Origin of the sequence: Rubellimicrobium roseum, assembly GCF_006152145.1 — a bacterium.
Taxonomy (GTDB): domain Bacteria; phylum Pseudomonadota; class Alphaproteobacteria; order Rhodobacterales; family Rhodobacteraceae; genus Rubellimicrobium; species Rubellimicrobium roseum.
In genome coordinates this window covers 1-25,260 of the sequence record NZ_VDFV01000030.1, presented here as the reverse complement: position 1 = coordinate 25,260, position 25,260 = coordinate 1, and the positions used below count along the sequence as shown (strand labels likewise).

Sequence of the window (25,260 nt, the reverse complement as noted above, 5' to 3'; positions counted from 1 at the left end):
CCAACGTGGCATATCCCGGCCCGTCCCGCCGCCCAATACTTCCTCCTGCAGGCCAGCCTTCGCCAGGGGCGTTCGGACAAGGCCATGACGGCACAGGGAGGATCACATGAGACGTTTGATGCTGGCCGCGACGGTCAGCCTTCTGGCGGTCGGGGCCGCGCAGGCCCAGGTCACGGCCGAGGCCATCGCCAACGACGCGACCACCGTGGGCGACGTCGTGACCAACGGCATGGGGCAGACGCTCCAGCGCTACAGCCCGCTCGAGACGCTGAACCGGGACAACGTGCAGAACCTCGTGCCGGCCTGGGCCTTCTCGCTGGGGGGAGAGAAGCAGCGCGGGCAGGAGTCGCAGCCGCTCGTCTATGACGGCATCATGTACGTCACCGGGTCCTACTCCCGTCTCTTCGCCATCGACATCGCCACCGGCAAGGAGATCTGGCAGTACGACGCCCGCCTGCCCGAAGGCATCCTGCCCTGCTGCGACGTGGTGAACCGGGGCGCCGCGCTGCACGGCGACAAGGTGATCTTCGGCACGCTCGACGCCCGTCTCGTGGCGCTCGACCGCAAGACCGGCGACGTAATCTGGAACAAGGAGATCGCGGACTACAAGGCGGGCTACAGCTACACCGCCGCGCCGCTGATCGTGAACGACCTCGTCATCACCGGCAACTCGGGCGGCGAGTTCGGGATCGTGGGCGAGGTGCAGGCCCGCGACGTGGAGACGGGCGAGATCGTCTGGACCCGTCCCACCATCGAGGGCCACATGGGGACGCTCAACGGCCAGCCTTCGACCATGACCGGCACGCTGAACGCCACCTGGCCGGGCGACATGTGGCGGACCGGGGGCGGCGCGACCTGGCTGGGCGGCTCCTACGATGCCGAGACCGACACGCTCATCTTCGGGACCGGCAACCCCGCGCCCTGGAACAGCCACCTGCGCAACGCGGGCACGCCTGTCGAGGGCAACGCAGGCGACAACCTCTACGCCGCCTCGCGCCTGGGGATCGATCCGGCCACCGGCGAGATCAAGTGGCACTTCCAGACCACCCCGCGCGAGGGCTGGGACTTCGACGGCGTGAACGAGGTCGTGGCCTACACTGACCGCGAAGGGAACGGCCGCCTGGCCACCGCCGACCGCAACGGCTTCTTCTACGTCCTCAACCGCGAGGACGGCGCCTTCCTGCGGGCCACGCCCTTCGTGTCCCAGATCAGCTGGGCCGAGGGCATCGACGAAACCGGCCGGCCCATCTACGTCGAGGACAACCGTCCGGGCGATCCCAGCGCCGCGGCCGAGGGCGAGAAGGGCGAGACCGTCTTCGCCGTCCCGTCGTTCCTGGGCGGCAAGAACTGGATGCCCATGGCCTTCAGCCAGCGCACCGGCAACTTCTATGTGCCCTCGAACGAATGGGGCATGGACATCTGGAACGAGCCCGTCACCTACCGCGAGGGCGCGGCCTACCTGGGGTCCGGCTTCACCATCAAGCCGATCTTCGAGGACCACATCGGCAGCCTCAAGGCGATCGACCCCGACACGGGCGAGATCAAGTGGGAGTACAAGAACGAGGCCCCGCTCTGGGGCGGCGTCATGACCACGGCGGGCGGCCTCGTGTTCACCGGCACGCCCGAAGGCGAGTTCATCGCGCTCGACGACGAGACAGGCGAGATCCTGTGGTCCTTCCAGACCGGTTCGGGCATCGTCGGCCAGCCCATCACCTGGGAGCAGGACGGCGAGCAGTACGTGACCGTGGTCTCGGGCTGGGGCGGCGCGGTGCCGCTCTGGGGCGGCGAGGTCGCCAACCGCGTGAACTACCTCAACCAGGGTGGCATGGTCTGGACGTTCAAGCTGCCCCGGCAGTTGGCCTCGGCGGGCTGACCCCCTTCCGCCACGCCTGTTGATGACCGGCGCGCACCGCAAGGGGCGCGCCGGTTCCCTTTTCATCGGCTGCGACCTTGGTGGAGTAGGCGGCGAGGGCATGGGCTGCTAACCTGAAGCCGACACAACCCCAGGATGACGCCCATGCTGGCCAGCCCCCTCGCTCCCCGTCCCCGGACCTTCGCGGCGGCGCTGATCGTGGACGACCACCCCCTCTTCTGCGATGCGCTCTCGATGACGCTGCGCGCTGTGGCCGGCATCGGCCGGACCGAGACGGCCGACACGCTGGCCGGGGCGCTCGACCGGCTGGAGGCGGGCGAAGCGGTGGACCTCATCGTGCTCGATCTCAACCTGCCGGACGTGAGCGGGCTCGACGGGCTGATCCGGCTGCGCGCGGCGGCCGGAGAGGTGCCGGTGGTGGTCGTGTCGTCGATCACCGACCACCGCATGATCGCGGCCACCTTGCGGGCCGGCGCGGCGGGCTTCGTGCCCAAGCACAGCCAGCGCGAGATCTTTCGCCGGGCACTCGACCGCATCGCTACCGGTCACGTTTTCGTGCCTGAGGGTGTCGTGATCGAGGAGGAAGGTCCCGTCACCGGGCCCGAGGAGGTCATCCGCCGGCTCCAGCAACTCACCCGCCAGCAGGCGCGCATCCTGGAACTGATCTGTGAGGGCAAGCTAAACAAGCAGATCGCCTACGACCTGTCCATCGCTGACGCCACGGTGAAGGCCCATGTCACCGCGATCATGCGCAAGCTGGGCGTCCAGACGCGGACCCAGGCGGTGCTGCTGGCGCGCGAAGTCAGCTTCGCCACGATCTTGCACGATTGAGGTCCTTGCCGCTACGCTCCCCGGCGAACCGAGCTAGAACGACAAGCGGTTCCCTGGGGAGGAGGATCATGACCAGGAGCGAGGCCCTGCGCCTTGCGCCCGACCCCGGCTTGGCCCGGGTGCGAACGGCGCAGGTTGCCCACGACGAAGCCGGGGCGGTGCCCCGCCTCGCGGAGGCGCTGGGGCGTGACCTGGCCTTCGTGGCGCTCTTCGTGACGCCACTTGCGGATTTCGCCGCCATCATGGCCGAAGCCGCCCGGATCTATCCGGACAGCGTGGTGGTGGGCTGCACCACCGCGGGCGAGTTGGGGGCGGGCGGCTACGTCGAGGGCGCCATCGTGGCGCTGGGGCTGCCGCGCGGGAACTTCGTGGCGGTCCCGGTGCTGGTGCCGAATCTCGACGACCTCGACAGTGAGTTGTTGGTGGGCGACATGATCCGCGCCCGCACGGCGCTGGTGGCCACCGAGCCGCGCTGGACCAACGAATTCGCTTTCCTCGTCGTGGACGGGCTATCGGTCCGCGAGGACGAGTTGGTCTCCACCCTCGCGGCGGGCCTCGGACCGGTCCCGCTCTTTGGCGGCTCGGCCGGGGACGGCAGCCACTTCCGCGAGACCTATGTCGCCTTGGGCGGCGAGGTGATGCGCCACGCGGCGGTGGCCTGCATGATCCGCACCGACTGCGAGGTGCAGGTCTTCACGCTGAACCACCTGCGCCCGTCCGGCACCCGCATGGTCGTCACCGAGGCCGAACCCACGCGCCGCATCGTCCGTCAGATCAACGCCGAGCCCGCCGCGCGCGAATACGCCCGCGTACTGGGCAAGGACCCCGAGGACCTGACGGCCCTGACCTTCGCCGCCCATCCCGTCGTGGTGCGCTTCGGCGGCGCCCACCACGTCCGCGCCATCCAGCGGGTTCTCGACAACGGCGACCTCGTGTTCTTCTCGGCCATCGACGAAGGGCTGGTGCTGACGCTGGCCGAGCCCGACAACATGGCCGAGCACCTGGAGCAGGAGCTTGCGCGCATCCGCCGAGGGCGCGAGCCCGAGGCGATCTGGGCCTGCGACTGCATCCTGCGCCGGCTGGAGGCCGAGCAGACCCAGCAGACCCGCGCCCTGTCGTCGATCCTGTCCAAGAACCGCGTCGTGGGTTTTTCGACCTATGGCGAGCAGATCAACGGGATGCACGTCAACCAGACCATGACCGGGGTTGCCATCTTCCCGCCGTCGGGCGACGCCTGACCCATGACCGCCGCCGCGCTGATCGACCCGACCGAGCCGCTCGAGCGGCAGAACCAGAAGCTCCTGCGCATCTGCGAAGCGTTGATGAAGCGCGTGGAGCAGGGTGACGACGACCGGGGCGCGGCCTACGGCCAGTTCCAGCGTGCGGTGATGCTGGAGGATCAGGTGCGCGAGCGCACGCGCGACCTGGAGCATGCGCTCGACCTCCTCAACGAGTCGAACGCCCGACTGGCCGCCGCCATCCGCGAGACGGAGCGGGCGCGTTCGGACCTCGCCGGCGCCATCGAGACGATCCAGGAAGGCTTCGCGCTCTTCGATCCCGACGACCGGCTTGTGCTGTGCAACTCGCGTTTCGCCATGCACCTGCCCGACATCCGCCACGCGCTCAAGCCCGGGCTGGGCTTCGCCGAGTATGTCGATCTCGTGAGCCGCAGCGCCTTCCTCGACCTGCCCCCCGGCATGTCGCGCGAGGAATGGTCGGTCAACCGCATGGGCCACCACGGCGAGATGCACGTCGTGTTCAACGTCCGCATGGTGGGCGAGCGCTGGGTGCAGGTGAGCGAGCACCGCATGGCCGCCGGGCAGACCGTGGTCATGCAGACCGACGTGAGCGACATCATCCGCGCCGAGCGCGAGGAGCACGGGCGGATGCTCGACGACCAGGCGCGGCTGATCCGCGCCACGCTCGAGCACATTGACCAGGGCGTCTGCATCGTCGATCCGCGCGGACGGCTTGCGGGGTTCAACAGGCGGCTGGCCTCTCTGATCGGGCTCCCGCTCACGCATCTGCGTGTGGGACTCGACTTCGACCTCGTGCTGGAGCGGCTCCTGTCGGAAGCGCGGCTGAGCGACGATCTGCCCCCGCGCGAGGTGCTGGCCTGGGCGCGGCGGACCGGCGGGCGCCTGCCCCTGCGGTTCGAGCTGCGGCGCGGCGAGGGCCGTTGGTTCGATGTGTTCGCCGAGGAGATCCCCGACGGCGGCTTCGTGCTGAGCCTCACGGACGTGAGCGCCGAACGCGAGGCAGCGCTCGCGTTGTCGGAGGCCAACGAGCGGCTGGAGGCGCGCGTGACCGAGCGGACGCTGGAGCTGGAGGACGCGCTCGCCGTGGCCGAGCGGGCGAACGCCAGCCGCTCGCGTTTCGTCGCCGCCGCGAGCCACGATCTTCTCCAGCCGCTTTCGGCCGCCAAGCTCTACCTGTCCTCCATCGAGGAGGAGCTGCCCGAGGCCGGCCACCGCGAGGTCGTCACCAAGGCGCAGAACGCCCTCAGCTCGGTGCAGGACATCATCGGCGCGCTCCTCGACATCTCCAAGCTCGAGTCGGGCCGCGCGAGCGCCGACATCCGCACGGTGGAGCTGGGGGCGCTTCTCACCCAGCTCCGCGACGAGTTCGCGCCGGCGGCAGCCCTCAAGGGCTTGCGCCTTTCGGTGCGCCCCTCGACGCTGCGAGTCACGACGGACCCCACCTACATCAAGCGCATCCTGCAGAACCTCCTCGGCAACGCCATCCGCTATACGGATCGGGGGCGCATCCTGGTGGGCGCGCGACGCATGGGATCGAGCGTGCGGCTCGGGGTCTGGGACACCGGTCCCGGCATTCCTGAAGCCGAACAGGAAAATGTGTTCAAGGAGTTCCACCGCCTGGGCCGCCGCGCCTCGGCCAGCGAAGGGCTGGGACTGGGGCTTGCCATCGTAGATCGAGCCTGCGCCATGCTGGGCCACCCGCTGACGTTGGCCTCGGTGCCGGGGCGGGGCACGGCCTTCACCGTGACGGTGCCACTGGCCGAGCGAGCAGGTCATCTGCCGGCCGAGCCGCGCCGGGCGGGCCGGGGCGAATGGCGGCATGACGGACTGACCGTGCTGATCATCGAGAACGACGGCGACATGCGGCGGGCGCTGGCGCTTCTTCTGGAAAGCTGGGGCGTCCGGGTGCTGGACGCCGGTGGCGCCGACGAGGCGCTGTTCCTAGTCAAGGAGCCGGACAGCCGGCCCGATGCGCTGCTCGTGGACTTCCAGCTCGACGACGGCGAGACGGGAACGCGGGCGATCCAGCGGCTGCGGCGCAAGCTCGGGCGCGTCCCCGCGCGGCTCGTCACCGCGAACCGCACGCCCGAGGTCCTGGCCGAGGCCCGCCGCTTGGGAGTCGAGACGCTCTACAAGCCCCTCGATCCGCTCATGCTGCATCTGTTCCTTGGATCGCTGGCGCTCGGGCGGAGCGGCTGAAGGTCAGGCGCGAGGGTCCGGGCGGCGGAGGGAGGCGGGCGCGCTCGGTCTCGGTGGCGGCGCGTCGGCGGACTTCTAGGCGCAGGCTCTCTTCGCCCTGGCGCATGGCCCAGAGGTGGTTGGCCGTGAACAGGGGCCGCAGGAGCCAGGTCAAGGCGCGCAGGACGGGCTTCCGCGCCTCCACGTCCCAGTCGTAGCGGATCACCGCGACGGCCCCCTCCTGCGCGAAGGTCCAGGTGCCGCGGCCCGTGAAGTCGCCCTCGGGGACCAGCACGACGCGGCGGGGCGGGTCGACCTCGGTCACGCGGAAGCGCCAGCGCAGGGTGTAGGGCAGCCAGCCCTTCGTGTGGAGCGCCACGACCTTGCCCACCCCCAAGGCGTCGCCGGGAGCGATCTCCTCGGCCGACAGATAGACCGAGGGCCACCAGGTGCTCAGACCCCCGATGTCAGCCAGCACCGCGCCCACCTCCTCCAGGCTGGCCTCGACGCGCCAGATGGTCACGATCCGGTAGCGGCTGGATGGAAACGGCATGGATCAGCCCCGGAGCGCCGCGTGGATGCGGCGGGCGAGGAGGTCCATGTCGAAGGGCTTGGTCACGATCGACATCTGCCGGTCGAGATGGCCGTTTCCGACCACCGCGTTCTCGGCGTAGCCGGTGATGAACATGATGGGGAGGTCGGGCCGCAGGACGCGCGCCGCATCCGCCACCTGCCGCCCGTTGAGGCCACCTGGCAGGCCCACGTCGGTGATGAGCAGGTCGATCCGCGCGCCCGACTGAAGAAGGCGCAGCCCCGAGGGGCCGTCCTCGGCCTCGAGCGCACCGTAGCCCGACTCGTCCAGCACCTCGCGGATCAGCATGCGGATCATCGGCTCGTCGTCGATCACCAGCACCACCTCTCCGTCGCCCGGGACGGGCGCGGCGGGGCGAGGCGCAGGGGCCGATTCCTCCGCGCGCTGGTGACGCGGCAGGTAGATCGTCATGGTCGTGCCCTGCCCCGGCTCGGAATAGACCCGGACCTGCCCCCCGGACTGCCGCGCGAAGCCGTAGATCATCGACAGGCCAAGCCCGGTCCCCTGCCCCAGAGGTTTCGTGGTGAAGAAGGGATCGAAGATCTTGGCCACGATCTCGGGCGTCATGCCCGTGCCGGTGTCGGTGACGCTGAGCGCGATATAGGGACCGGGATCGAGGTCCAGAGGCAGCGCCATCCGCGGATCGAGCCAGCGGTTCGCCGTTTCGATGGTCAGCCGCCCGCCGTCCGGCATGGCGTCGCGGGCGTTGATGCAGAGGTTGAGGAGCGAGTTCTCGAGCTGGTGGGGGTCGACGAGCGTGGGCCAGAGGTCGCCGGCCCCTGCGACGTCCAGTTCGACCGCCGGGCCCACGGTACGGCGGATCAGCTCCTCCATCTCCATCACCAGACGGTTGACGTCGGTGGGCCGGGGATCGAGCGTCTGGCGGCGCGAGAAGGCCAGAAGGCGGTGGGTGAGCGAGGCCGCGCGCTTGACCGCGCCTTCGGCGGCACCCAGGTAGCGCGCCACCGTCTCGGGGCGGCCCTGGTCGAGGCGGGTGCGGATCATCTCCAGGCTGCCGCCGATGCCGGTCAGGAGGTTGTTGAAGTCGTGCGCGAGCCCGCCGGTGAGCTGGCCCACCGCCTCCATCTTCTGGCTCTGGCGCAGCGCCTCCTCGGCTTCGAGGAGCTGGCGGGTGCGCTCCTGCACGCGAATCTCCAGGGTTTCGTTCAGCTCGCGCAGCGCATCGGCAGTGGCACGGAGCGCAGCCTCGGCGCGGGCGCGCTCGATATGGGCCCAAGAGCGATCCGTCACCTCGCGGATTACCGCGCGCTCGGCAGCCGTCCAGCGGTGGGGCACGGCATGGTGCACCGCCATCAGGGCCGTGAGGCGCCCGTCGCGCCGCAGCGGCACGCAGATCGTGGCGCGGATGCCGATGCCTTCGAAGGTCGCAGCCGCCTCGGGTGCGAGTTCGGCGCGGGCGTCCTCGATCACCAGCGGCCGCCCAGCGCGCAGCTCGCGCTCGGCCTCGACCCCGAAGGCCGCGAGCCGGTAGCGTCCGACGATGCTCTGTGCGCCCGGCGCCGCCCAGTCGCCGCGGATGTCGAAGCCGTCCTCGTCGGGGTCCATGTCGGCATAGGCGCAGATCGTTGCACCCAGATGCAGGCCCAGGCGTTCGGTGGTGATCGCCATGACGGCGTCGGCGTCGCCAGCCGTCGCCGTCGCACGCCCTAGCGCGTCGAGGAAGCGCAGGCGGTCGTTGGCGTCGCGCAGCGCGCTCTCGGCGCGGCGCCGCTCGATGGTGGCGCGGGTGCGCTCGGCCACGTCGCGCAGGAAGGCGATCTCATCCGGGCGCCAGCGCCGCGGCGTGGCGTGGTTGATGTAGAAGAGCGCGACCGTGCGACCGCCCTCCACCATCGGCACGTTGACGACGGCCTGGGCGCCGATCGCCTTGAGCGCCCCGGCGGTGGCCCTGGTGCGGGGGTCGGACTCGGCGTCCGCGAAGGCGACCGTCTCGCCGCGAAGGAGTTCCTCGATGTAGGAGCCGAAGTCGCGGAAGCGCAGCCGCCCGGCAAGGCTGCGGACGCCCGGTGCGTTCCAGTCGCGCTCGATGGCGATGGTTTCCGTGAGGGAGTCCACGGTGCCATAGCCCGCGCGGTCCACGCCCAGCGTCTCGGCCAGGATGCGGCCGGCGACGAAGGAGATGTCGCCCGGATCGTCGAGGTCGCGCAGGTCGTCGTTGAGCCGCAGGAGCGCCTCGCGCATCAGCTCGGCGCGGCGCGCCTCGGTGACGTCGAGCGACACACCGGCGAGGAGCAGGGGCGTTCCGTCCTCGGCGTAGCGGGGGCGGCCCCGGACGGCGACCCAGCGGAGTTCGCCGTCGGGCAGGACGACGCGGTAGCTCGTGTCGTACTCGGTCCGGTCCGCGACGCTGGCCGCCATCGCCGCCTGCATGGCGGCGCGGTCGTCGGGATGGATGGCGGCCAGCAGGTCGGCGGAGTCGAAGGGCTGGTCGGGATCGCGGCCGAAGGTCGCGCGGCAGGTGGGCGAGGTGGTCAACTCGCCGCTCAGGAGGTCGAGGCTCCAGGCCCCGAAGCGGCCGGCGTCGAGCGCGAACCGCAGTTCCTCATCGCGGGCCTGCTGCTCGCGCAGTCGACCGTTGAGCTCGGCCAGCAAGGCGGCGTTGCTGGACTCGAGGCTCGCGAGCTTTTCGCGCTCCAGCGTGACGTCGACCTGGCTCGCGAAGAAGTAGGCCAGATCGCCATGGGCGTCGCGGACAGGGGCGAGGAGCAGGCGATTCCAGAAGGGTTCGCCGTTCTTGCGGTGGTTGCGGATGTCGATCTCGATGGAGCGGACGGCCGCGATGGCCTCGCGGATGCGGGACAGCGCGGCGGGATCGGTGTCGGGACCCTGGAGGAAGCGGCAGTTACGGCCCAGGATCTCGTCGCGCTCGTAGCCGGTGAGCCGACAGAAGGCGTTGTTGACGAAGACCACCGGATTGTCGGGCAGCCGGGGGTTGGTGATGATCATGGGCATCCGCGTCGCGCGCACGGCCGCGACGAAGGGGTCGGTGCCCGCGTCAAACCCCGTGATCTCGGCATGAATGCGCCGGGAGTCGCGGAGCGCCTCCTCGGGCGGAAGTCGGTCGATCGGCTCGCTCAAGCGATGCTCTCGGTTCTTGTCCCGGCGGACGCGTGTTCCTGCCCCGGCCGGTTCGCGGGAACCGGCGACGTGCTGATGCACAGATAGCGCGCGGGCCGGTTCCACCAAGGGCTCGCGATCGCAACGGCCCGTTTCGCTGGGGGCGAGGAAAGGAATGAGAAAAGAGACAGGGGCGGATTGAGTCATGGGGGCACCCTACCATCGTTCCGAGGGTGTTGCGCGAATCGGGGGAGGACCGCGCGTTGCCCCTCCTTACCGAGGCGTTTAGCTTGGTTGCTCGAACATGAACGCTGGAGATGCCACATGCCCGATGACGCCCTGATCGACCGCTATGCCGAACTTGCGGTGCGCTCCGGCCTGAACCTCCAGCCGGGGCAGCAGCTCGTGCTGACGGCGCCGCTGGAGGCCGCGCCGCTGGTGGCCCGCGTCGCCGAGCACGCCTATCGGGCGGGGGCGAGCCTGGTCACGCCGCTCTACAACGACGACGCGGTGACGCTGGCGCGCTTCCGCCATGCCCCGGACGAGGCCTTCGACGTGGCGGCGGGCTGGCTTTACGACGGGACGGCTGCGGCCTTCCGGGGCAACGCCGCGCGGATGGCCATCGCGGGGGACGACCCTGCCCTGCTGTCCGGGCAAAACCCGGACAAGGTGGCGCGGGCCAACCGGGCGCGGTCGCGCGCCTACAAGCCGGCGATGGAGCTGATTACGAGCTTTGCCATCAACTGGTCCATAGTGGCCTATCCCACGCGCGCCTGGGCGCGGTCGGTCTTTCCGGACCTGCCCGAGGATGAAGCGGTGGAGCGGCTCTGGGGAGCGATCCTGGCCTGCACCCGCGCCGACCAGCCGGATCCGGTGGCGGCCTGGAAGGCGCACGCGGCCGAATTGGACCGCCGGGCCACGTGGCTCAACGAACGGCGCTTCCATTCCCTGCGCTACCGCGGGCCGGGGACGGACCTGACGCTCGGGCTGGCCGACGACCACGAATGGCTGTCGGCCGGGGGCAAGGCGCAGAACGGGGTCTACTGCCTCGCCAACATCCCGACCGAAGAGGTGTTCACCATGCCCCACCGCGACCGCGCCGAGGGCACGGTGCGCTCGACCAAGCCGCTCTCGTATCAGGGAACGCTGATCGACGGCATCCGGGTGCGTTTCGAGGGAGGCCGTATCGTCGAGGCCCGTGCCGACCGCGGCGAGGAGACGCTCCAGAGCCTCCTGTCCACCGACGAGGGCGCGGCGCGGCTGGGCGAGGTGGCGCTGGTGCCGCAGTCCTCGCCCATCTCGCAGTCGGGCCTTCTCTTCAACAACACGCTCTACGACGAAAACGCGGCGAGCCACATCGCCGTGGGCCAGGCCTATCCCAGCACCATCCGGGGCGGCGCGACGCGGCCGGCCGAGGAGTTGGCCGAACGGGGCATGAACCGGAGCCTCGTGCACGTGGACTGGATGATCGGCTCGGGCGAGATCGACGTCGACGGTGTCCATGCCGACGGGCGGCACGAGCCTGTGATGCGCGCGGGCGAATGGGCGAACTGAAGCCCGGAGTCGGGGCAGCGCGAAGCCGTGCCCCGACATCACGCCGCAACGTCCGAAGCGTGTCAGGCATGGTTTAGGGCGCTGTTATCTGATATCGGAGCGCCGTAAGGACCTACGGGCCGTGCTTTGGCCCCCGCACCGGTTTCGCCGGGGCTGTCTTCTTGTGCGTTTTGCCCTGCGATTTCTGCATCCCCGGTATGCGCCTGCTAGAAGGCTCATGCGCTGGGGAGCAGGAAAACCTAGTTTTCTCCGAGGGGGTTAGGCGCCGTGGCATAGGCGGCGCTCTGCCGAGGGTGGGCACCCCCCCTTGCAGGTGCAGCATTCTCCCGCAAGTGATCCGGCAAGCCGCGACTGGCCCGACATTCCTGCGAATCCGAGATCATGCCTTCCAATGCCCTGACGACCCCCACGCGGCGGGACCTCCTGAAACTTGCGGCGCTCGCGGCGCTGCTGCCCCACCTTGCCGGGCGGGCAGAGGCGCAGGCCGCGCAGCCGTTCTCGTTCGACGGGCTCACCGAGGAGATGCGGGCGCTGGCGGGTCAGCCCTACGTTCCGGCCGACACACCCGAAGGCTGGTGGAGCCCGCTCGACTACGACGGCTACCGTCTGATCCGCTTCCGCGACGACCTGGCACGCTGGTCCGAGGGGCCCGACGCCTGGCGGCTTCATGCCTTCCACATGGGCTGGCTCTTCCCCGAGCCCGTGCGGCTGTTCGACGTGTCGGACGGCACCGCGCACGAGATCGCGTTCAGCACCGACGACTTCCAGTATTTCGGGGAACTGACCGACCAGGTGCCGGAGCATGGCGACCTGCCTGGCGTCGCCGGCTTCAAGCTCAATTGGCCGCTCAACGACGCCGATCGCTGGGACGAGGTCGTGTCCTTCGTGGGAGCGAGCTACTTCCGCGCCCTGGGCCAGGGCAACGTCTACGGAGCGAGCGCGCGGGGCCTCGCGCTCAACACCTGGACTATGACGCCCGAGGAGTTTCCCCGCTTCTCGCGCTTCTATCTGTCGCGCGAGGGCGAGGTGGCCACGGTCCATGCCACTCTGGAGGGGCCGAGCCTCGCCGGGGCCTACCGCTTCGTGATCCGGCCCGGAGCCGTGACCGAGATCGACGTGACCGCGCGTCTGTTCTTCCGCTCGGCCGTCGAGGAACTGGGCGTGGCGCCGCTGACCTCGATGTTCCTGTTCGCGGGGCAGAACCGGGGGGAGTTCGACGACTACCGGCCGAACGTGCATGACAGCGACGGGCTCGGGATCGCCAAGGCCGACGGCGACCGCGTGTGGCGGCCGCTCAACAACCCCGAGCGGCTGGCGTCGAGCTACTTCGCCGAGACCTCGCCCCGCAGCTTCGGGCTCTACCAGCGGATGCGCGACTTCGAGAGCTATCAGGACCCCGGCGCGCGCTATGATCTGCGTCCCTCGATTGAGGTGGTGCCGCAGGGCGACTGGGGCGCGGGCGCCGTTCGGCTGGTGGAGATTCCCTCGGACCTGGAGGCCAACGACAACATCGTGGCCATGTGGGTGCCCGAGGCGAAGGTCGCCCCTGGCGACGCGCGGGAGTTCGCCTATACTCTGCGTTGGGGCGACCTGACCCCGGACCCCGATGGCCCGCTCGCCGTTGTTGCGGAGACGCGCGCTGGCGCGGGGGGCGTGTCGGGGGTCGAGGCGTTGGAGAACGCGCGCAAGTTCGCTGTGGATTTCCGGGGCGGGACGCTGGCCTCGCTGGAGGCGGGCGCCCCGGTGGAGCCGGTCGTCACGCTGTCGGGCGGCCACGTGCTGTCGCAGGTGCTGGAGCGCCTGCCCGAGGGGAGCGACTGGCGCGTCGTGTTGGACGTGGCCGCGCCCAAGGACTCCGTCGTCGAGATCACCCTGCACCTCGCCAGCCCCGACGCGCGGCTGAGCGAGACCTGGGCCTATCAGTGGGTGAACGTCTGATGCCCGACGGGAGTCAACATTTCATCCTGGACGAGACGGACCTCGCGCAGAGGCTCGCGCCGCCCGAGGCGCCGCTGGCCATGCCACCGCAGGTGCTCGAACGCCGCTATCGGCGCCGCTGGCTGGGCCTCCTGTCATTGGGCGCGCTCTGAGCATGACCGGCCGGACCGCCCTCCTCCGCGCCGCCACTCTCGGGGCGGCGGCGGTCCTCGCGTCCGTCGCGCTCGGGCTCCTGCTCTGGGGCGAGGAGCCGGGGGCGCTGAGCGTCGTGCAGGGGTTGTCCGTGCTGGTCGCCACCTTCTGGCTGGCCTTCGGCGCGGCGCTGTCGGTGCTGGGGTTGGGCCCGCGCCCCTCGGCCCCGCCCGAGGGCGAGTTCCGGGGGCGGGCGGTGATCTTGGTCCCCATCTGCAACGAGGAGCCGCGCGAGATCTTCGCCCGCATTGCGGCGATGGACGCCGACCTGCATCTGGTGGGCTTGGGGGGTCAGGTGGACATCGCCGTCCTGTCGGACACCCGCGACGGGGCGCTTGCGACCCTGGAGGCGCGGCTCTTCCGGCGCCTCGTGCACGAGACCGGCGGTGAGGGGCGGCTGTTCTATCGGCGCCGCACCGACAACCGCGGCCGCAAGGCGGGAAACATCGAGGACTTCATCCGCCGTTCGGGCGGGGCCTACGACCACGCCATCGTTCTCGACGCCGACAGCCTGATGACGGGGCGCACGATCCGCACGATGCTGCGGCGGATGGAGGGTGATCCGCGGCTGGGGCTTCTTCAAACGGCGCCCGCGATCGTGGGAGCGCGGTCCCGGTTCGGGCGGATGATGGCCTTCGCAGGGGCCTTCCACGGGCCGGTCTTCGCACGCGGGCTATCGCGGCTGCAAGGCGAGGTCGGGCCGTTCTGGGGCCACAACGCCGCCATCCGCGTGCGCGCCTTCGCCGAAAGCTGCGGCCTGCCCGTGCTGTCGGGGCCGCCGCCCTTCGGCGGGCATGTCCTGAGCCATGACTATGTGGAGGCGGCGCTGCTCGCGCGGGCGGGCTGGACGGTGCGGCTCGACCCCGACCTTGAGGGCTCCTACGAGGAGGGGCCCGAGAACATCGTGGCCTATGCCAAGCGCGACCGGCGCTGGTGCCAAGGCAACCTGCAGCACGCGCGGATCATGCTGGCGCCGGGGCTGAAGGGTTGGAGCCGCTTCGTCTTCGCGCAAGGGATCTTCGCCTATCTGGTGCCCGTCCTGTGGCTCGGATTCGTGCTGACGGGACTGGCGGGGGTGATCGACACCAAGGGGATCGGCCACCTCGCGGGGCTCGTGCTCGCGCTCCTGTTCGGGCCTAAGGTCTTTGTGACTCTGGCCGCCCGCGACCGGGCGGCGGGTTTCGGCGGCTGGCCCCTGCTCGGGGCTTCGGTGATGGCCGAGACCCTGCAATCGGCGCTGATCGCCCCGGTGCTCCTCATGTTCCAGGCGCGTTCGGTGCTGCAGGTGCTGATGGGGCGCGACGGCGGTTGGCCCGCGCAGGCGCGAGGCGACAGCACGCTGAGCTTGACCGAGGGTTGGCGCGCGGGCTGGTGGATCACGCTCTGGGGCGCAGGTCTGCTCGCGTCGGCGGTCCTTCTACAGCCGGGGCTCCTGCCCTGGCTCCTGCCGCTGGGCGGGCCCATGCTGGCTGCGCCTTGGATCATCGCCTGGACCTCGCGCCCGCCGCGATCGCGGCTGTTCACCACGCCCGAGGAGTTGGTCGCCCCTGGCGTGCTGGCCCGCGCTGGCGACGAGCGGCGGCGCTGGTCGCGGCCCGAGCTGGCGCTGGGCGCCCTGCGGCAGGTTCATCATGCGTGAACTGGGCCCCGGCGAGGTGCGCGCGGCGGTCCCCGTCGGGCGTCCCCGCAGCCCGCGCGATCCGCGGCTCGACGTGCTGCGAGGCATCGCGCTGGTGATGATCTTCATCAACCACGTCCCGGGCAACTTCTACGAGAACCTTACCTCGCGCAGCTTCGGCTTCTCGGACGCGGCCGAGGGCTTCGTGCTGATGTCGGGCGTCTCGGCGGGGCTGGCCTATGGCCTGGCCTTCAAGCCCGGCGGGCAGGCCTGGACGGGGCTCGCACGGATCTGGGGACGGGTCTGGACGCTCTATCTCGTGCACGTGCTGGTCACGGCACTGGCCTTCGCCATCGCGGCAGGGCTCGCGCTCTGGGCCAACATCCCCGGCCTTCTGCACTTGAACGGCATCGAAGGGATATATCTGCACCCGCTCCAGACGCTCTTCGCGCTGCCGCTGCTGATAGACCAGTTGGGCTACGCCAACATCCTGCCGCTCTACTGCGTGCTGCTGGCGGTGACGCCCGCGCTCCTTTGGGCGGCTTGGCGCGCACCGCGCGCGCTGCTCGTGGGCTCGGTCACGCTATGGTTCGTGGCGGGGCAGATGCGGTGGAACGTGCCCACCTGGCCCATCGAGCGGGGCTGGCAGTTCTCGCCCTTCTCCTGGCAGATCCTGTTCGTGATCGGGCTCTTCACGGGGCTCCGGCTCAAGGAAGGGCGGCGCTTCGTGCCGGCGAAGGCTTGGCTGCTATGGCTTTGCGGAGCGTTCCTGCTGCTCGTCCTGATGTGGCGCTGGGTCCCGCCGGTGAGCGAGGCCATGAACCACGGGATGTGGCTCCTGAGTGAGGCGGGCGCGCCTTGGGTGCTCGTCAACCACCAGAAGGTCTGGGAGACGGCGCCGCGGCTCCTGCATGCGCTGGCGCTGGCCTATCTGCTGGCGACGCTGCCCGTCGTTCGGCGGGTCTGCGCCTCGGCGGTGGGCGCGCCCTTTGCGCTTCTGGGGCGACACGCCCTGCCCGTCTTCGCGCTGGGCTCGGTTCTCGCGTTCCTGCTGCAGGGGATCAAGACCGAGACGGGCGAGGACCTGCTTCTCGACAGCGCGATGCTGGGGGCCGGGCTCTGGCTCCAGTTCGCGCTGGCCTTCGCCAAGGACCGCTGGCCGGCCCGCTAGGGACGGACCACGAAGTCGGCGGGCGCGCTTTCCTGCGCGACGACGCGGCCGTTGGGCAGGTCATTGCCGTCGAGCTTCCAGGCGATCTCGTCCTCGGTGAGGTTGTACCCTTGCCACCGCCGGCGGAGACGCGCGCGTAGTTCGTCCTCGGGCACCTCGATCATCACCGTCACATCGAAGAGCGGACGGAGCGAGTCCCAGGGCGCGCGCCGCAGGAGGAGGTAGTTGCCTTCCGAGACGATGACGCGAACCGAGGCGGGGATCAGCCGGGCTCCGGCGCGGGCGATCTCGATGTCGCGGTCGAAGACGGGGACGGCGATGGCCTCCTCCTCGTTCGACCGGAGGCGCACGAGAAGGTGGCGCAGGCCACCCACGTCGAAAGTCTCGGGGGCGCCCTTCCTGGGTCGCAGGCCGGCGGGGACGAGATGGAGGTCGTCGTAGTGGAAGCCGTCCATGGGCAGGAGCGCGGCCAAGCCGGGAGCCCCGGCGTTGAGCCGCGCCACCAGCGCCTCGGCCAGGGTGGATTTGCCTGAGCCCGGCGCGCCCGCGATGGCGCAGATCATGCGGTCGGAAGTGGCGCGCGCGGCCAGAAGTCCCGCGAGGGTGTCGAGGTCAGTCGGTTCCATCAGACGAGCCTGTATTGCCGTGCCTTGTTGCGGAGGAAGGGGAGACCGCGGTCCATCACCTCCTCGAAGCTGTCGGCCACGGGGCGCCAGACCGCAAGCCCGTAGGCGATCTCGGGAGGCATGTTGATGAAGCTTTCCATCGCAAGCCCGCCCGTGAAGCCGATGGCGGCGAGGGTGGCGAAGACCTCGTCCCAGTCACAGGTCCCCTCGCCCGGCGTGCCGCGGTCGGACTCGGAGAGGTGAATGTAGCGGAGGTGCTCGCGCGCATCGAGGATGCCATTTCCGGCCCCCTTCTCTTCGATGTTCATGTGGTAGGTGTCGAGATGGATGAAGATGTTGTCGGCGCCCACCTTCTCGATCATCCACTTCGCCTGTGCGGCGGTGTTGACGAGGTGGTTCTCGTAGCGGTTGACCGGCTCGATGCCGAAGGCGAGCCCGAGCCCCTTGGCGTACCGGGCAGCGGCGTCCAGCACGCGGGCGATGTTGTCGTATTCCGGCGCCGTCGGCGGCCGGCCCGAGCGCTGGCCGATGCCGCCATAGGTCACACCCGACACCGCCTCGGCCCCCATCGCGGCGGCGGTGTCCAGGACGAGTTTCAGATGGTCGATGGCGCCTTCGGGGTTGACGGAGGCCCAGACGGGTTCGGGCAGGCCCAGCGAGCAGACGGCGCGCAGGTCGTAGCGGTCGAGGAGGTCGCGGGTGTGCGGCGCATCGACAATGGCAGGATCGAGGAGCGCGATCTCGATGAAGTCCATGCCGTAGGCCGCGGCGGCGGGAATGGTTCGTTCCGCCCCTGCCCGATCCCAGCGCATCGTCCACATGCTGGTGTGGACGCCGAAGCCTCGCATGACTCCCCCTTCCTGGACTCGTTGGACTTACGCCAACGTTGGGGTTATGCGATCAGGGAACGCACCTTGCGTCAAGCGCAGAGTGGGGGCACCCTTCGGGCTGGGCCACTGCCGCACTCGTGACGGAGTCGGTGTGGTTGCTAAATTTGCGACCCGCGCGACAGTGCGCCTAGAACTGTACCGATCGCAATCCATTCCGATGTCGCTCTGACCGGCCTCCATCAGGTGGAAAGGAGAATGTCGGTGCAGCACGGGCCGCGCAGCTACCGAGAGGCTGGCGAAGCGGGTACGGGTAAAGCCGCTGGTTGCCGGCAAGCGTTGGGATGCTTTCTTCACGGCCAAGGCGGGACGTTCCTTGAAGGAAGCGTGTAGACGGACGGCCTCGAAAGGCAGGCGCCAGCTTTCGACGATAATCTCCGTTTCTCACAGGCTGCCGGCATGCTCCTTCAGGAGCAGTTCGTTCTCGAGCCGGGCACGGAGCGCCGCCACATACCCATTTTCCTGCGATTGTATTGGCCTTGTCTTTGGGACCTTCGGTTGTGGGTCTGCGGCCATTTGCGTGGTGGCAATTCGGGCTTGTCGGCCGAGCGCCGGCCATGGCGCTAGATGAACCAAATGTTTCTGGCAGATCGGCCGAAAGTCGGGACGGGCAAGGCGGAGCTGCCCGACGGATGAAAGGTCCCGACCCCAGGTCTATGTCCTTCATCGTCCGGACAAGGCGCGTGGCCGAGCGGTTCCAGAATCAGCACGAATGTCTGCGCCAAGAAGGCGCCGAGCCGGGCGAACTTGTTCCAGACGCCGAGCGAGCCAAGCGGGCTCGCGTGGCCATGGCGAAAGCGGAGGCAGCAGTGACCAGCTTGACCTAGACAGCCCAGGACGATCATGGCCGCGGCCCTGCCGTTGACCGGCACGGCCGTAGCAGCTAAGACGGCTCCACTTCAGGATCGGTCGGCGTGGCCAGTCGTCAGAGCCTGAGGCGAACCTTCTCGGGCAGCAGGCCCTGGCCGACATGAAGTGCGCCCGGAAACAATTCCGGATGCGTACGGCGCCGCTGCATGTCCGGTCCACCCTGCCGGAAGGAGTCCAAGCCCGCCGATGCCGCTGTTTCGCCACGCCGAAGAAATTGTTCTTTTCGTTCACATCCCGAAGACCGGCGGATCGACTGTTGAGAACGTCCTGCGCGCATCCGGGGCCAAGCAGGCTCTGAAGGCGCCGAAGTCGGTCGGCTTCTCCCACTGCACGCCTCAGCATATGCATTGGGAAGTCACGCGACAATGGATCCCTCGCCGATTCTACGACTACAGCCTTGCGATCGTTCGTAACCCCTTCGCTCGGCTCGCAAGTGAGTACCGCTGGCGCGAGAAGTTCGCGAAGTCGCCACTTGCCCCTTTCGACCGCTGGGTGGAGTCGCAGTTTCGCAACTACGTGGACAACCAGTTCATCCTCGACAACCACATTCGCCCGCAGCACGAGTTCATCGGGGATGATGTGGAGGTCTTCCAGCTGGAGGACGGCCTCGACAAGCCGCTTCAGGCCTGCCTGACGCGGCTGGGCCTGTCGGCGAAAACGGAGTCGATTCCACGGGCAAACCAGTCCAAGTCTGGCACGATCAACGCCAGTTCGGCGACGGTCGAACGCATCGCCGAGTTCTACGCCGAAGACTTCACCACGTTCGGCTATTCGGCGACCGAGATACCCGAGGGAGTCTTCAACACGCCCGAGTGCCGTGTCGCCTGACGGGACAACGGCGCTTCGCGCCATCCCTGCCCTTGTGCTTGCGGCCCGCATGGGCTCGGCCTATCCGGTACTCTCTGCCCGGCTTCGTCTGTCGTAGCCCGACGTCCCGAGTCTCAGATGCAAATGAAGGCCATGAGCCACGACCTTGATGTCCTGATCCCGCACTATCGCGATCCAGCGGGGCTGCGAAGCTCGCTGGACTCGATCACGCAACAAACCTGGGGAGGGCGGATCCGGGTGGTCGTCGTGGATGACGGCTCGCCCGAGGAATCCTTCGCCGAGGCAGAGGTCGAGTGCGAGCACTTCCGAGCCTTGGGCCGCCATGACCTCGTGCTCCTGCGCAACGACCGCAATCTCGGCCGTCCACGCACCCGCAACCGCCTGATCGACGCCATCCAATCGCCTTATGTAGCCTGGCTGGACGCCGGTGACATTTGGTATCCCGAGAAGCTCACCCGGCAGTTCGAACACCTCGCCAACCTGTGCCTGAACGGCAGGGATCCGAACCGGATCTGGGTGACCTGTGCCTACGATTGGTCCCAGGCGGACAAGACGCGGACGCTCACCCAGGACACCCGGGGCGATCAGTTGCGCTCGCTCCTCATCGGGTCGAACCTGCGGGCCTATCTCTGGACTCTCCTTGGCACCGCCGAGGCCTTCCGCATCGCGGGCCGCTTCGACGAGCGGCTGCCCCGTCTTCAGGACCTCGATTATTTCATCAACTTCGTGCGCGCGGGCGGCCAGATCTCGTCGCCGCGCGGACGCGAAGGACTTTGTTGCTACTTCAAGTCCCACCTCGGCCGGAACGCAGCCGAGATCCACGCCTGCTACAAGCTGATCCTGGCCAAGAACGCGCCAGCCCTGAAGCGCTATCCCCCGTCCCTGGCCTCCGAACTCCACTACAAGGCCGCCCGCCTCGCTTCGCAGTTCGCCAAGAGCAACGACAGGCCCTACGCGGCCACGCTCTTCCTGCTGCGAGGCGCGCTGGGCAGCCCGCGCCACACGGCACGAATGGTTGTGGGGCTCGCGCGGCGGCGGCTTAAGGGCGCCCCGGCCAAGCCTGCGAGCCTGCAACAGGACGCCCAATCGTGACGGTCCCTGCACGAGTGCAGGGCCGCCGAATCCTGCTGATCATCCAAAAGCTCGCCGAGCGCAGCGGTGGTGCCGAGCGCGTCCTGGTTGAGACTGCGAACGCCTTGGCGCGACGCGGCTATCAGGTTGAGATCGTGACGTGCGAGTATCGCGGTCGGCCGCCCTTCTATCCGGTGGTACCGGGCGTGATCCTGTCGAATCTTCGCAAACCCGAGCGTTCCCGCTGGCAGCGGCCCGTCGATAGAGCCCGCCGACTGGTCGAGCGCGCGCACGACGTCCCGGGCCTCGACCGGCTCGCCTGGCTCAGCCGGCATGGCGCCTTCTGGCGTCGGTTGGGCACTCATATCGAGGCGACGCGTCCTGCGGCTGCGGTGGCCTTCATGCCGCCTGCCATCACCGCGCTGGCGCTGGCGCGGACCACCTATCCGGTGCGCCGAGTGGCCTCCATGCACAACGCGCCCGAACAGGACTTCCTCAACCCGTCCCGCTGGGATCCGAGCAGGCTCGACCGCCGGCGTCGCTTGGAGCTCATGTCGCGGATGGACCGGATCGCTGTGCTCCTGCCGGAATACCGCGACTGGTATCCCCCGCACCTGCGCCGTGCCGTGGCGGTCCTGCCCAACGCCGTGACCCCCGTGCCCCTGCATCTGCGCGCGAAGCCGCGCGACAAAGTGGTGCTCTCCGTGGGACGGCTGGCCAGTGTCAAGCGGCACGGACTGCTCATCGACGCTTGGACCCGCCTTGCACCGTCCTTCCCTGATTGGGAACTGAAGATCTTCGGCGACGGTCCTCTGCGATCCGAGCTTCAGTCACGCATCGACGCCGCAGGCCTGACGACCGCTCACCTCATGGGCCACAGTGGCGAGATTGCCGAACAGTACCAGTCCGCCGCGATCCTCGCTCACCCGGCCGAGTTCGAGGGCTTTCCCCTTGCCGTGACCGAGGCGCTGGCCTCCGGCCTGCCGGTGATCGGCTTTGCCGACTGCTCGGGCCTGAATCGTCTCGTCCGGGATGGTGAGAACGGTGTACTCCTGCCAGACCAAGGCGACCGGCTGGACAACCTCACCACGGCGTTGGGGTCGCTCATGGCCGATGCCCCCCGGCGCGAGGCCCTGGGCGCCGCCGGCCCTGCCAGCGTCGAGCCCTACGCCCCCGAAGTCATCCTCGACCAGTGGGAGGAGCTTCTCTTCGGCGATGACCTTCCGGGACTGCCCGATGCCGGACGCTGAGACCTCGTCTTGGACTTGTGTCGCGCTATCGGGGTTGGCGTCCCAGGTTCGATCTGAAGGAAAAGCTGAAGAACCGGGCGCGGTGGAATTCCGCCCCGGTCAAGGCAACTGACGATCCGGGCATCACGGCAGGCTGGATGAAACGCAGCAACGACATCGACGCCAGCCGGCGCGTCGCAGGTGGTCGGTTCAGGGCGCTGTGGCCGGAACCAGCTTCCAAGAAGAGGTCGCGACACCAAGAGCGTTGTCGTTCCGTCGCTCGACGCGCTCGGGTTGCGGATCACCGCACGAGTTCATCATGGCTCAGATCGCAACCTGACCCAGTCCGGTCATTGGTGGACAAGCAGAGATGCGCCAGGTCACTGTTCAAGGCGTGACCACCTGCATCACCTACTCGCCCACCTCGTTCCGGTACAGCAGGTCGTCAAGCCCGCCACACCGGAACCAGCGATACCCGTAGCCTTGGAGCAGGATGCAGTGCCGCCCTGACTCGTCGGCCGTGCTGTGCTCGCCCGAAAGAAGATTGACCAGACAGCGATGCCGGTCCTCCTCGCCCGCATGGAACCGCACCTCACGCGGCGCATGGGTCAGGTTGTGCAGGACCACGACGGAATTGCCGCGCCAGTCGTAGCGCAGCACAAGGAACGCAGGGTCGCGGACGGAAAGCACCGTCACGCTGCCCCAGCCGATCTCCGGGACTTCCTTTCGGGTCCTGATCATCCGCTCCATCCAGTTGAGGAGCGAGTTGGGAACGCGGCGCTGCGCGGCGACGTTGATATGACCCGTGCCATAAGGCCCGTCTTCGATTACGGGTGCGACGGGCCGCTCGTTCCTGGTGAAGTCGCCCTGCGGACCACCGGACCATTGCAACGGCGTGCGGCCCGACTCGCGTTCGGGCAAGGACAGGTCGTCGCCCATCCCGATCTCGTCCCCATAGCGGAGCACGGGCGTGCCAGGCAGGGTGAAGAGCAGGCTGTAGGCGACTTCGATCCTGCGCCGGTCCCCGTCGAGCATGGGGGCCAGCCGACGACGGATGCCTCGGCCGAAGGCGCGCATCTCGGGGTCCGGCGCGAAGGCGGCAAAGACCTTCTCGCGGTCCTCCTCGGCCAGGCTGCTCAGGTCGAGCTCGTCGTGATTGCGGAGGAACTGGGCCCATTGCGCCCCGTCGGGAATGTTCGAGGTCGCCTTGATGGCTCTCGCAAGTGGACGGGCGTCCTGTGTCGCCAGCGACAGGAAGAGGTTCTGGTTGACGTGGAAGTTGAACACCATGTGCAGTCGGTCGCCCTGGGGCCCGAAGTATTCCACGCTTTCCTTGGGTGGGATGTTGGCTTCGGCCAGAAAGACGGCGTCGCCTTGGCGCCATTGCAGGAACCGCCGCATGAGGCGCAGCAGGTCGTAGCGCCGTCCCGCCTCCACGCCCTCTGCAGCCCGGACGCCGATCAGGAAGGGCACGGCATCCACCCTGAAGCCGCTTACCCCGAGTTGCAGCCAGAAGCCGATGATTTTCAGGAGCTCGGCCTCGACCTCCGGGTTTGTGACGTTCAGGTCGGGCTGGAAATCGAAGAAACGATGGAAGTACCAGGCCCCGGCGGCCTTGTCGTAGGTCCAGGTCGACTCCTGCAGACCCTTGAACACGACGCCTTCGTCAGCGTCGGCGGGCTTGGTGTCGGACCAGACGTACCAGTTGCGAAAGCGCGAGGCGGGGTCCTTGCGCGCTTCATGGAACCATGGGTGCTGGTTCGAAGTGTGGTTCAGCACGAGGTCCATGAGGACCCGGATGCCCCGCTGCCGGGCGGCCTGCGTGAATTCGACGAAATCCCCGAGGCTTCCGAAGCGGGGATCGACGCCGTAGTAGTCCGCGATGTCGTAGCCATGATCGCGACGGGGCGAGGGCTGGAACGGCATGAGCCAGATCGTCGTGATGCCTAGGCCCTGCAGATAGTCGAGCCGCCGCAGGAGACCGCGAAAATCGCCTATTCCGTCGCCGTCCGAATCAAGGAACGTTTCCAAATTCAGACAGTAGATGACGGCGTTCTTGTACCAGAGCTCGTGCGTCATGCTGAACCTGCCTCGCGCCGGTCAAGCCCGAGGCCGCTGGACTGGCGAAGCCGAACTCCGCCCCCAGGCTGCCCCCAGCGCGAAGCCTCCGGCCGCCAAGGCCCCGACCGCCGCGATGGCGCCGACCTTCAGCCACACCGGATTGAACGCCGTCACGCCGTCCGATGCGATGTCGTCGAAGCGGCCCCGCGCGCCGAAGTCCCGCTCGCGGTCGAGGGGCTCGAACAGGTTGTCGGGCCGTTCGCGAGCCTGATCCTCGGTCTGCTGGCCGGAATAGCCCTGGGTCGACAGCATTCGGTCCACGAGCCGCGGCGCGAAGGCATCACCCAAAATCGCCTTCGCCGCCGAACCGCCGAGCCAGATCTCGCGAGGCGCACTCAAGGCAGCCCTATAGACCTCTCGCGCGATCGCCTCGGGCTGGAACACGGGCGGCACGGGCATCGCCCGCCGTGGCATCTTGTTCCGCGCCCAGTCGAACTGCGGCGTGTTCACTGCGGGAAGATGCACCTCGGTCACGCGAACCGGGCTTCCTTCGTGCAGAAGCTCGGTCCGGAGCGCATCGAGGAAACCGCGGGTGGCGAACTTCGCCGCGCAATAAGGTGCCTGCAGCGGGATGCCGCGGTAAGCCAGCGCCGACCCGATGCTGACGATGGTTCCCTGCCCCTCGCCCCGCATATGGCGCAACGCGGCCATGACGCCATGGACCTGACCCAGATAGGTCACGTCGGTCACCCGGCTGAACTCCTCGGGCGTCGTGTCCGACACGGGGGAGAGGACCGTTGCCATGGCGGCGTTGATCCAGACGTTGATCCGGCCGAACCGGTCGGCGAAGCGGTCAGCCGCCGTGCCGACCGCCTTGGCCTCGGCGACGTCGGCCGGCAGGACGAAGGCCCTGCCGCCCAGCCGCTCGACTTCGGCGCGCGCCGCCTCCAAGCCGGCTTGCCCTCGCGCCACGAGGCCAACGGACCAGCCGTGCCGGGCGAATTCGCAGGCGACGGCGCGGCCCACGCCGGCCGAGGCTCCGGTGATGACGACGGCTCGGGGATTATGTGCCATCGTGTCCTCGCTGGCTGACATGTGCGGCGCTTCAGTTCCAGGGACGAACGACAAGGGCGGGCAGGCGTTCCCTTCCAGGCAGCACGATGGCGAGCCCTGCCATCCTCGGCCATCGGACCCCTTCGGGCTTCAGGCACGGGCGAGTCGTGGGAGGAGTCGCGTCGGCCGCCTTGCCGATCCCGCGATGGAGCGCGGATGATGGTGGAGCCGTTGCGCCTCGTTCCCCCACGACCCAAGGGGATGCCTTCCGGCTCCGGTTCGAGGCGTTGTTGCGTAACCCATGAGCGAGGGGGCTCGCGCGGCGGGTCTGCCTGCTTATCTGGGCGGCCA

The 25,260-nt window shown here is 68.8% G+C and carries 18 protein-coding genes; 12 read left to right on the top strand and 6 right to left on the bottom strand.

Annotated features, from left to right (window positions below; all coding sequences use genetic code 11):
- Window positions 1-106: 106 nt before the first annotated feature.
- The 4 genes from FHG71_RS16010 to FHG71_RS15995 all read left to right on the top strand — a co-directional run bounded on the left by FHG71_RS16010 (window position 107) and on the right by FHG71_RS15995 (window position 6,162).
- A complete protein-coding gene (locus tag FHG71_RS16010) occupies window positions 107-1,873 on the top strand; it encodes a PQQ-dependent methanol/ethanol family dehydrogenase (protein ID WP_139082709.1) in 1,767 nt (588 codons plus the stop codon).
- Between the two features lie 135 nt (window positions 1,874-2,008).
- On the top strand, window positions 2,009-2,704 hold the full coding sequence (locus FHG71_RS16005) for a response regulator (protein WP_139082708.1): 696 nt from the start codon (window positions 2,009-2,011) through the stop codon (window positions 2,702-2,704).
- 68 nt (window positions 2,705-2,772) lie between these two features.
- Complete coding sequence (locus FHG71_RS16000) at window positions 2,773-3,942, top strand: FIST N-terminal domain-containing protein (RefSeq protein ID WP_139082707.1); 1,170 nt, start codon at window positions 2,773-2,775, stop codon at window positions 3,940-3,942.
- A gap of 3 nt (window positions 3,943-3,945) precedes the next feature.
- A complete protein-coding gene (locus tag FHG71_RS15995; protein WP_139082706.1) occupies window positions 3,946-6,162 on the top strand; it encodes a PAS-domain containing protein in 2,217 nt (738 codons plus the stop codon).
- Here FHG71_RS15995 and FHG71_RS15990 read toward each other — a convergent pair.
- Both FHG71_RS15990 and FHG71_RS15985 read right to left on the bottom strand, forming a co-directional pair.
- Window positions 6,113-6,694 carry an SRPBCC family protein gene (locus FHG71_RS15990; RefSeq protein WP_139082705.1) on the bottom strand — a complete coding sequence of 194 codons (582 nt, stop codon included), beginning with the start codon at window positions 6,692-6,694 and terminating at the stop codon, window positions 6,113-6,115. The two genes, FHG71_RS15995 and FHG71_RS15990, sit on opposite strands and share 50 nt — an antisense overlap.
- Before the next feature lie 3 nt (window positions 6,695-6,697).
- Window positions 6,698-9,832: a PAS domain-containing protein gene (locus FHG71_RS15985; protein WP_218014120.1), complete on the bottom strand. Its 3,135-nt coding sequence runs from the start codon at window positions 9,830-9,832 to the stop codon at window positions 6,698-6,700.
- Window positions 9,833-10,135: 303 nt separating this feature from the next.
- Between FHG71_RS15985 and FHG71_RS15980 the strand changes: the two genes are divergently transcribed.
- The 5 genes from FHG71_RS15980 (at window position 10,136) to FHG71_RS15965 (ending at window position 16,284) form a co-directional block, all read left to right on the top strand.
- On the top strand, window positions 10,136-11,365 hold the full coding sequence (locus FHG71_RS15980; protein ID WP_139082703.1) for an aminopeptidase: 1,230 nt from the start codon (window positions 10,136-10,138) through the stop codon (window positions 11,363-11,365).
- Window positions 11,366-11,746: 381 nt separating this feature from the next.
- Entirely contained in the window at window positions 11,747-13,303 is a 1,557-nt protein-coding gene (locus tag FHG71_RS15975) for an OpgD/OpgG family glucan biosynthesis protein (RefSeq protein WP_139082702.1), read from the top strand.
- A complete protein-coding gene (locus FHG71_RS23625; protein ID WP_176559452.1) occupies window positions 13,303-13,455 on the top strand; it encodes a hypothetical protein in 153 nt (50 codons plus the stop codon). Before FHG71_RS15975 ends, FHG71_RS23625 begins: the two co-directional genes overlap by 1 nt.
- A 2-nt stretch (window positions 13,456-13,457) precedes the next feature.
- Complete coding sequence (gene mdoH, locus FHG71_RS15970; protein ID WP_139082701.1) at window positions 13,458-15,134, top strand: glucans biosynthesis glucosyltransferase MdoH; 1,677 nt, start codon at window positions 13,458-13,460, stop codon at window positions 15,132-15,134.
- Window positions 15,127-16,284: an OpgC family protein gene (locus FHG71_RS15965; protein ID WP_139082700.1), complete on the top strand. Its 1,158-nt coding sequence runs from the start codon at window positions 15,127-15,129 to the stop codon at window positions 16,282-16,284. Before mdoH ends, FHG71_RS15965 begins: the two co-directional genes overlap by 8 nt.
- Here the strand turns inward: FHG71_RS15965 and FHG71_RS15960 are convergent.
- Both FHG71_RS15960 and FHG71_RS15955 read right to left on the bottom strand, forming a co-directional pair.
- Window positions 16,281-16,910, bottom strand: coding sequence for a nucleoside/nucleotide kinase family protein (locus tag FHG71_RS15960; protein ID WP_139082699.1), 630 nt, complete (start codon window positions 16,908-16,910; stop codon window positions 16,281-16,283). The two genes, FHG71_RS15965 and FHG71_RS15960, sit on opposite strands and share 4 nt — an antisense overlap.
- Window positions 16,910-17,758: a sugar phosphate isomerase/epimerase family protein gene (locus FHG71_RS15955; protein ID WP_139082698.1), complete on the bottom strand. Its 849-nt coding sequence runs from the start codon at window positions 17,756-17,758 to the stop codon at window positions 16,910-16,912. The genes FHG71_RS15960 and FHG71_RS15955 overlap by 1 nt, the downstream gene beginning before the upstream one ends.
- A gap of 1,095 nt (window positions 17,759-18,853) precedes the next feature.
- Here FHG71_RS15955 and FHG71_RS15950 point away from each other — a divergent pair.
- The 3 genes from FHG71_RS15950 (at window position 18,854) to FHG71_RS15940 (ending at window position 21,816) form a co-directional block, all read left to right on the top strand.
- The gene (locus FHG71_RS15950; protein ID WP_139082697.1) at window positions 18,854-19,495 is read left to right on the top strand and encodes a sulfotransferase family 2 domain-containing protein; all 642 of its coding nucleotides are present in this window, start codon (window positions 18,854-18,856) and stop codon (window positions 19,493-19,495) included.
- 132 nt (window positions 19,496-19,627) lie between these two features.
- The gene (locus tag FHG71_RS15945; protein ID WP_176559451.1) at window positions 19,628-20,587 is read left to right on the top strand and encodes a glycosyltransferase; all 960 of its coding nucleotides are present in this window, start codon (window positions 19,628-19,630) and stop codon (window positions 20,585-20,587) included.
- Window positions 20,584-21,816: a glycosyltransferase gene (locus FHG71_RS15940; RefSeq protein ID WP_139082695.1), complete on the top strand. Its 1,233-nt coding sequence runs from the start codon at window positions 20,584-20,586 to the stop codon at window positions 21,814-21,816. Before FHG71_RS15945 ends, FHG71_RS15940 begins: the two co-directional genes overlap by 4 nt.
- Window positions 21,817-22,206: 390 nt before the next feature.
- Here the strand turns inward: FHG71_RS15940 and FHG71_RS15935 are convergent, their stop codons facing one another.
- Window positions 22,207-23,874 carry an alpha-amylase family protein gene (locus FHG71_RS15935; RefSeq protein WP_139082694.1) on the bottom strand — a complete coding sequence of 556 codons (1,668 nt, stop codon included), beginning with the start codon at window positions 23,872-23,874 and terminating at the stop codon, window positions 22,207-22,209.
- 21 nt (window positions 23,875-23,895) lie between these two features.
- Complete coding sequence (locus FHG71_RS15930) at window positions 23,896-24,930, bottom strand: SDR family oxidoreductase (RefSeq protein ID WP_139082693.1); 1,035 nt, start codon at window positions 24,928-24,930, stop codon at window positions 23,896-23,898.
- Window positions 24,931-25,260: the final 330 nt, after the last annotated feature.

Bases quoted from the DNA above. Each gene is read 5' to 3' on its own strand.
- FHG71_RS16010 (WP_139082709.1), top strand. From the start codon at position 107: ATGAGACGTTTGATGCTGGCCGCGACGGTCAGCCTTCTGGCGGTCGGG.
- FHG71_RS16005 (WP_139082708.1), top strand. From the start codon at position 2,009: ATGACGCCCATGCTGGCCAGCCCCCTCGCTCCCCGTCCCCGGACCTTC.
- FHG71_RS16000 (WP_139082707.1), top strand. From the start codon at position 2,773: ATGACCAGGAGCGAGGCCCTGCGCCTTGCGCCCGACCCCGGCTTGGCC.
- FHG71_RS15995 (WP_139082706.1), top strand. From the start codon at position 3,946: ATGACCGCCGCCGCGCTGATCGACCCGACCGAGCCGCTCGAGCGGCAG.
- FHG71_RS15990 (WP_139082705.1), bottom strand. From the start codon at position 6,694: ATGCCGTTTCCATCCAGCCGCTACCGGATCGTGACCATCTGGCGCGTC.
- FHG71_RS15980 (WP_139082703.1), top strand. From the start codon at position 10,136: ATGCCCGATGACGCCCTGATCGACCGCTATGCCGAACTTGCGGTGCGC.
- FHG71_RS15975 (WP_139082702.1), top strand. From the start codon at position 11,747: ATGCCTTCCAATGCCCTGACGACCCCCACGCGGCGGGACCTCCTGAAA.
- FHG71_RS23625 (WP_176559452.1), top strand. From the start codon at position 13,303: ATGCCCGACGGGAGTCAACATTTCATCCTGGACGAGACGGACCTCGCG.
- mdoH (WP_139082701.1), top strand. From the start codon at position 13,458: ATGACCGGCCGGACCGCCCTCCTCCGCGCCGCCACTCTCGGGGCGGCG.
- FHG71_RS15965 (WP_139082700.1), top strand. From the start codon at position 15,127: ATGCGTGAACTGGGCCCCGGCGAGGTGCGCGCGGCGGTCCCCGTCGGG.
- FHG71_RS15960 (WP_139082699.1), bottom strand. From the start codon at position 16,910: ATGGAACCGACTGACCTCGACACCCTCGCGGGACTTCTGGCCGCGCGC.
- FHG71_RS15955 (WP_139082698.1), bottom strand. From the start codon at position 17,758: ATGCGAGGCTTCGGCGTCCACACCAGCATGTGGACGATGCGCTGGGAT.
- FHG71_RS15950 (WP_139082697.1), top strand. From the start codon at position 18,854: ATGCCGCTGTTTCGCCACGCCGAAGAAATTGTTCTTTTCGTTCACATC.
- FHG71_RS15945 (WP_176559451.1), top strand. From the start codon at position 19,628: ATGAGCCACGACCTTGATGTCCTGATCCCGCACTATCGCGATCCAGCG.
- FHG71_RS15935 (WP_139082694.1), bottom strand. From the start codon at position 23,874: ATGACGCACGAGCTCTGGTACAAGAACGCCGTCATCTACTGTCTGAAT.
- FHG71_RS15930 (WP_139082693.1), bottom strand. From the start codon at position 24,930: ATGGCACATAATCCCCGAGCCGTCGTCATCACCGGAGCCTCGGCCGGC.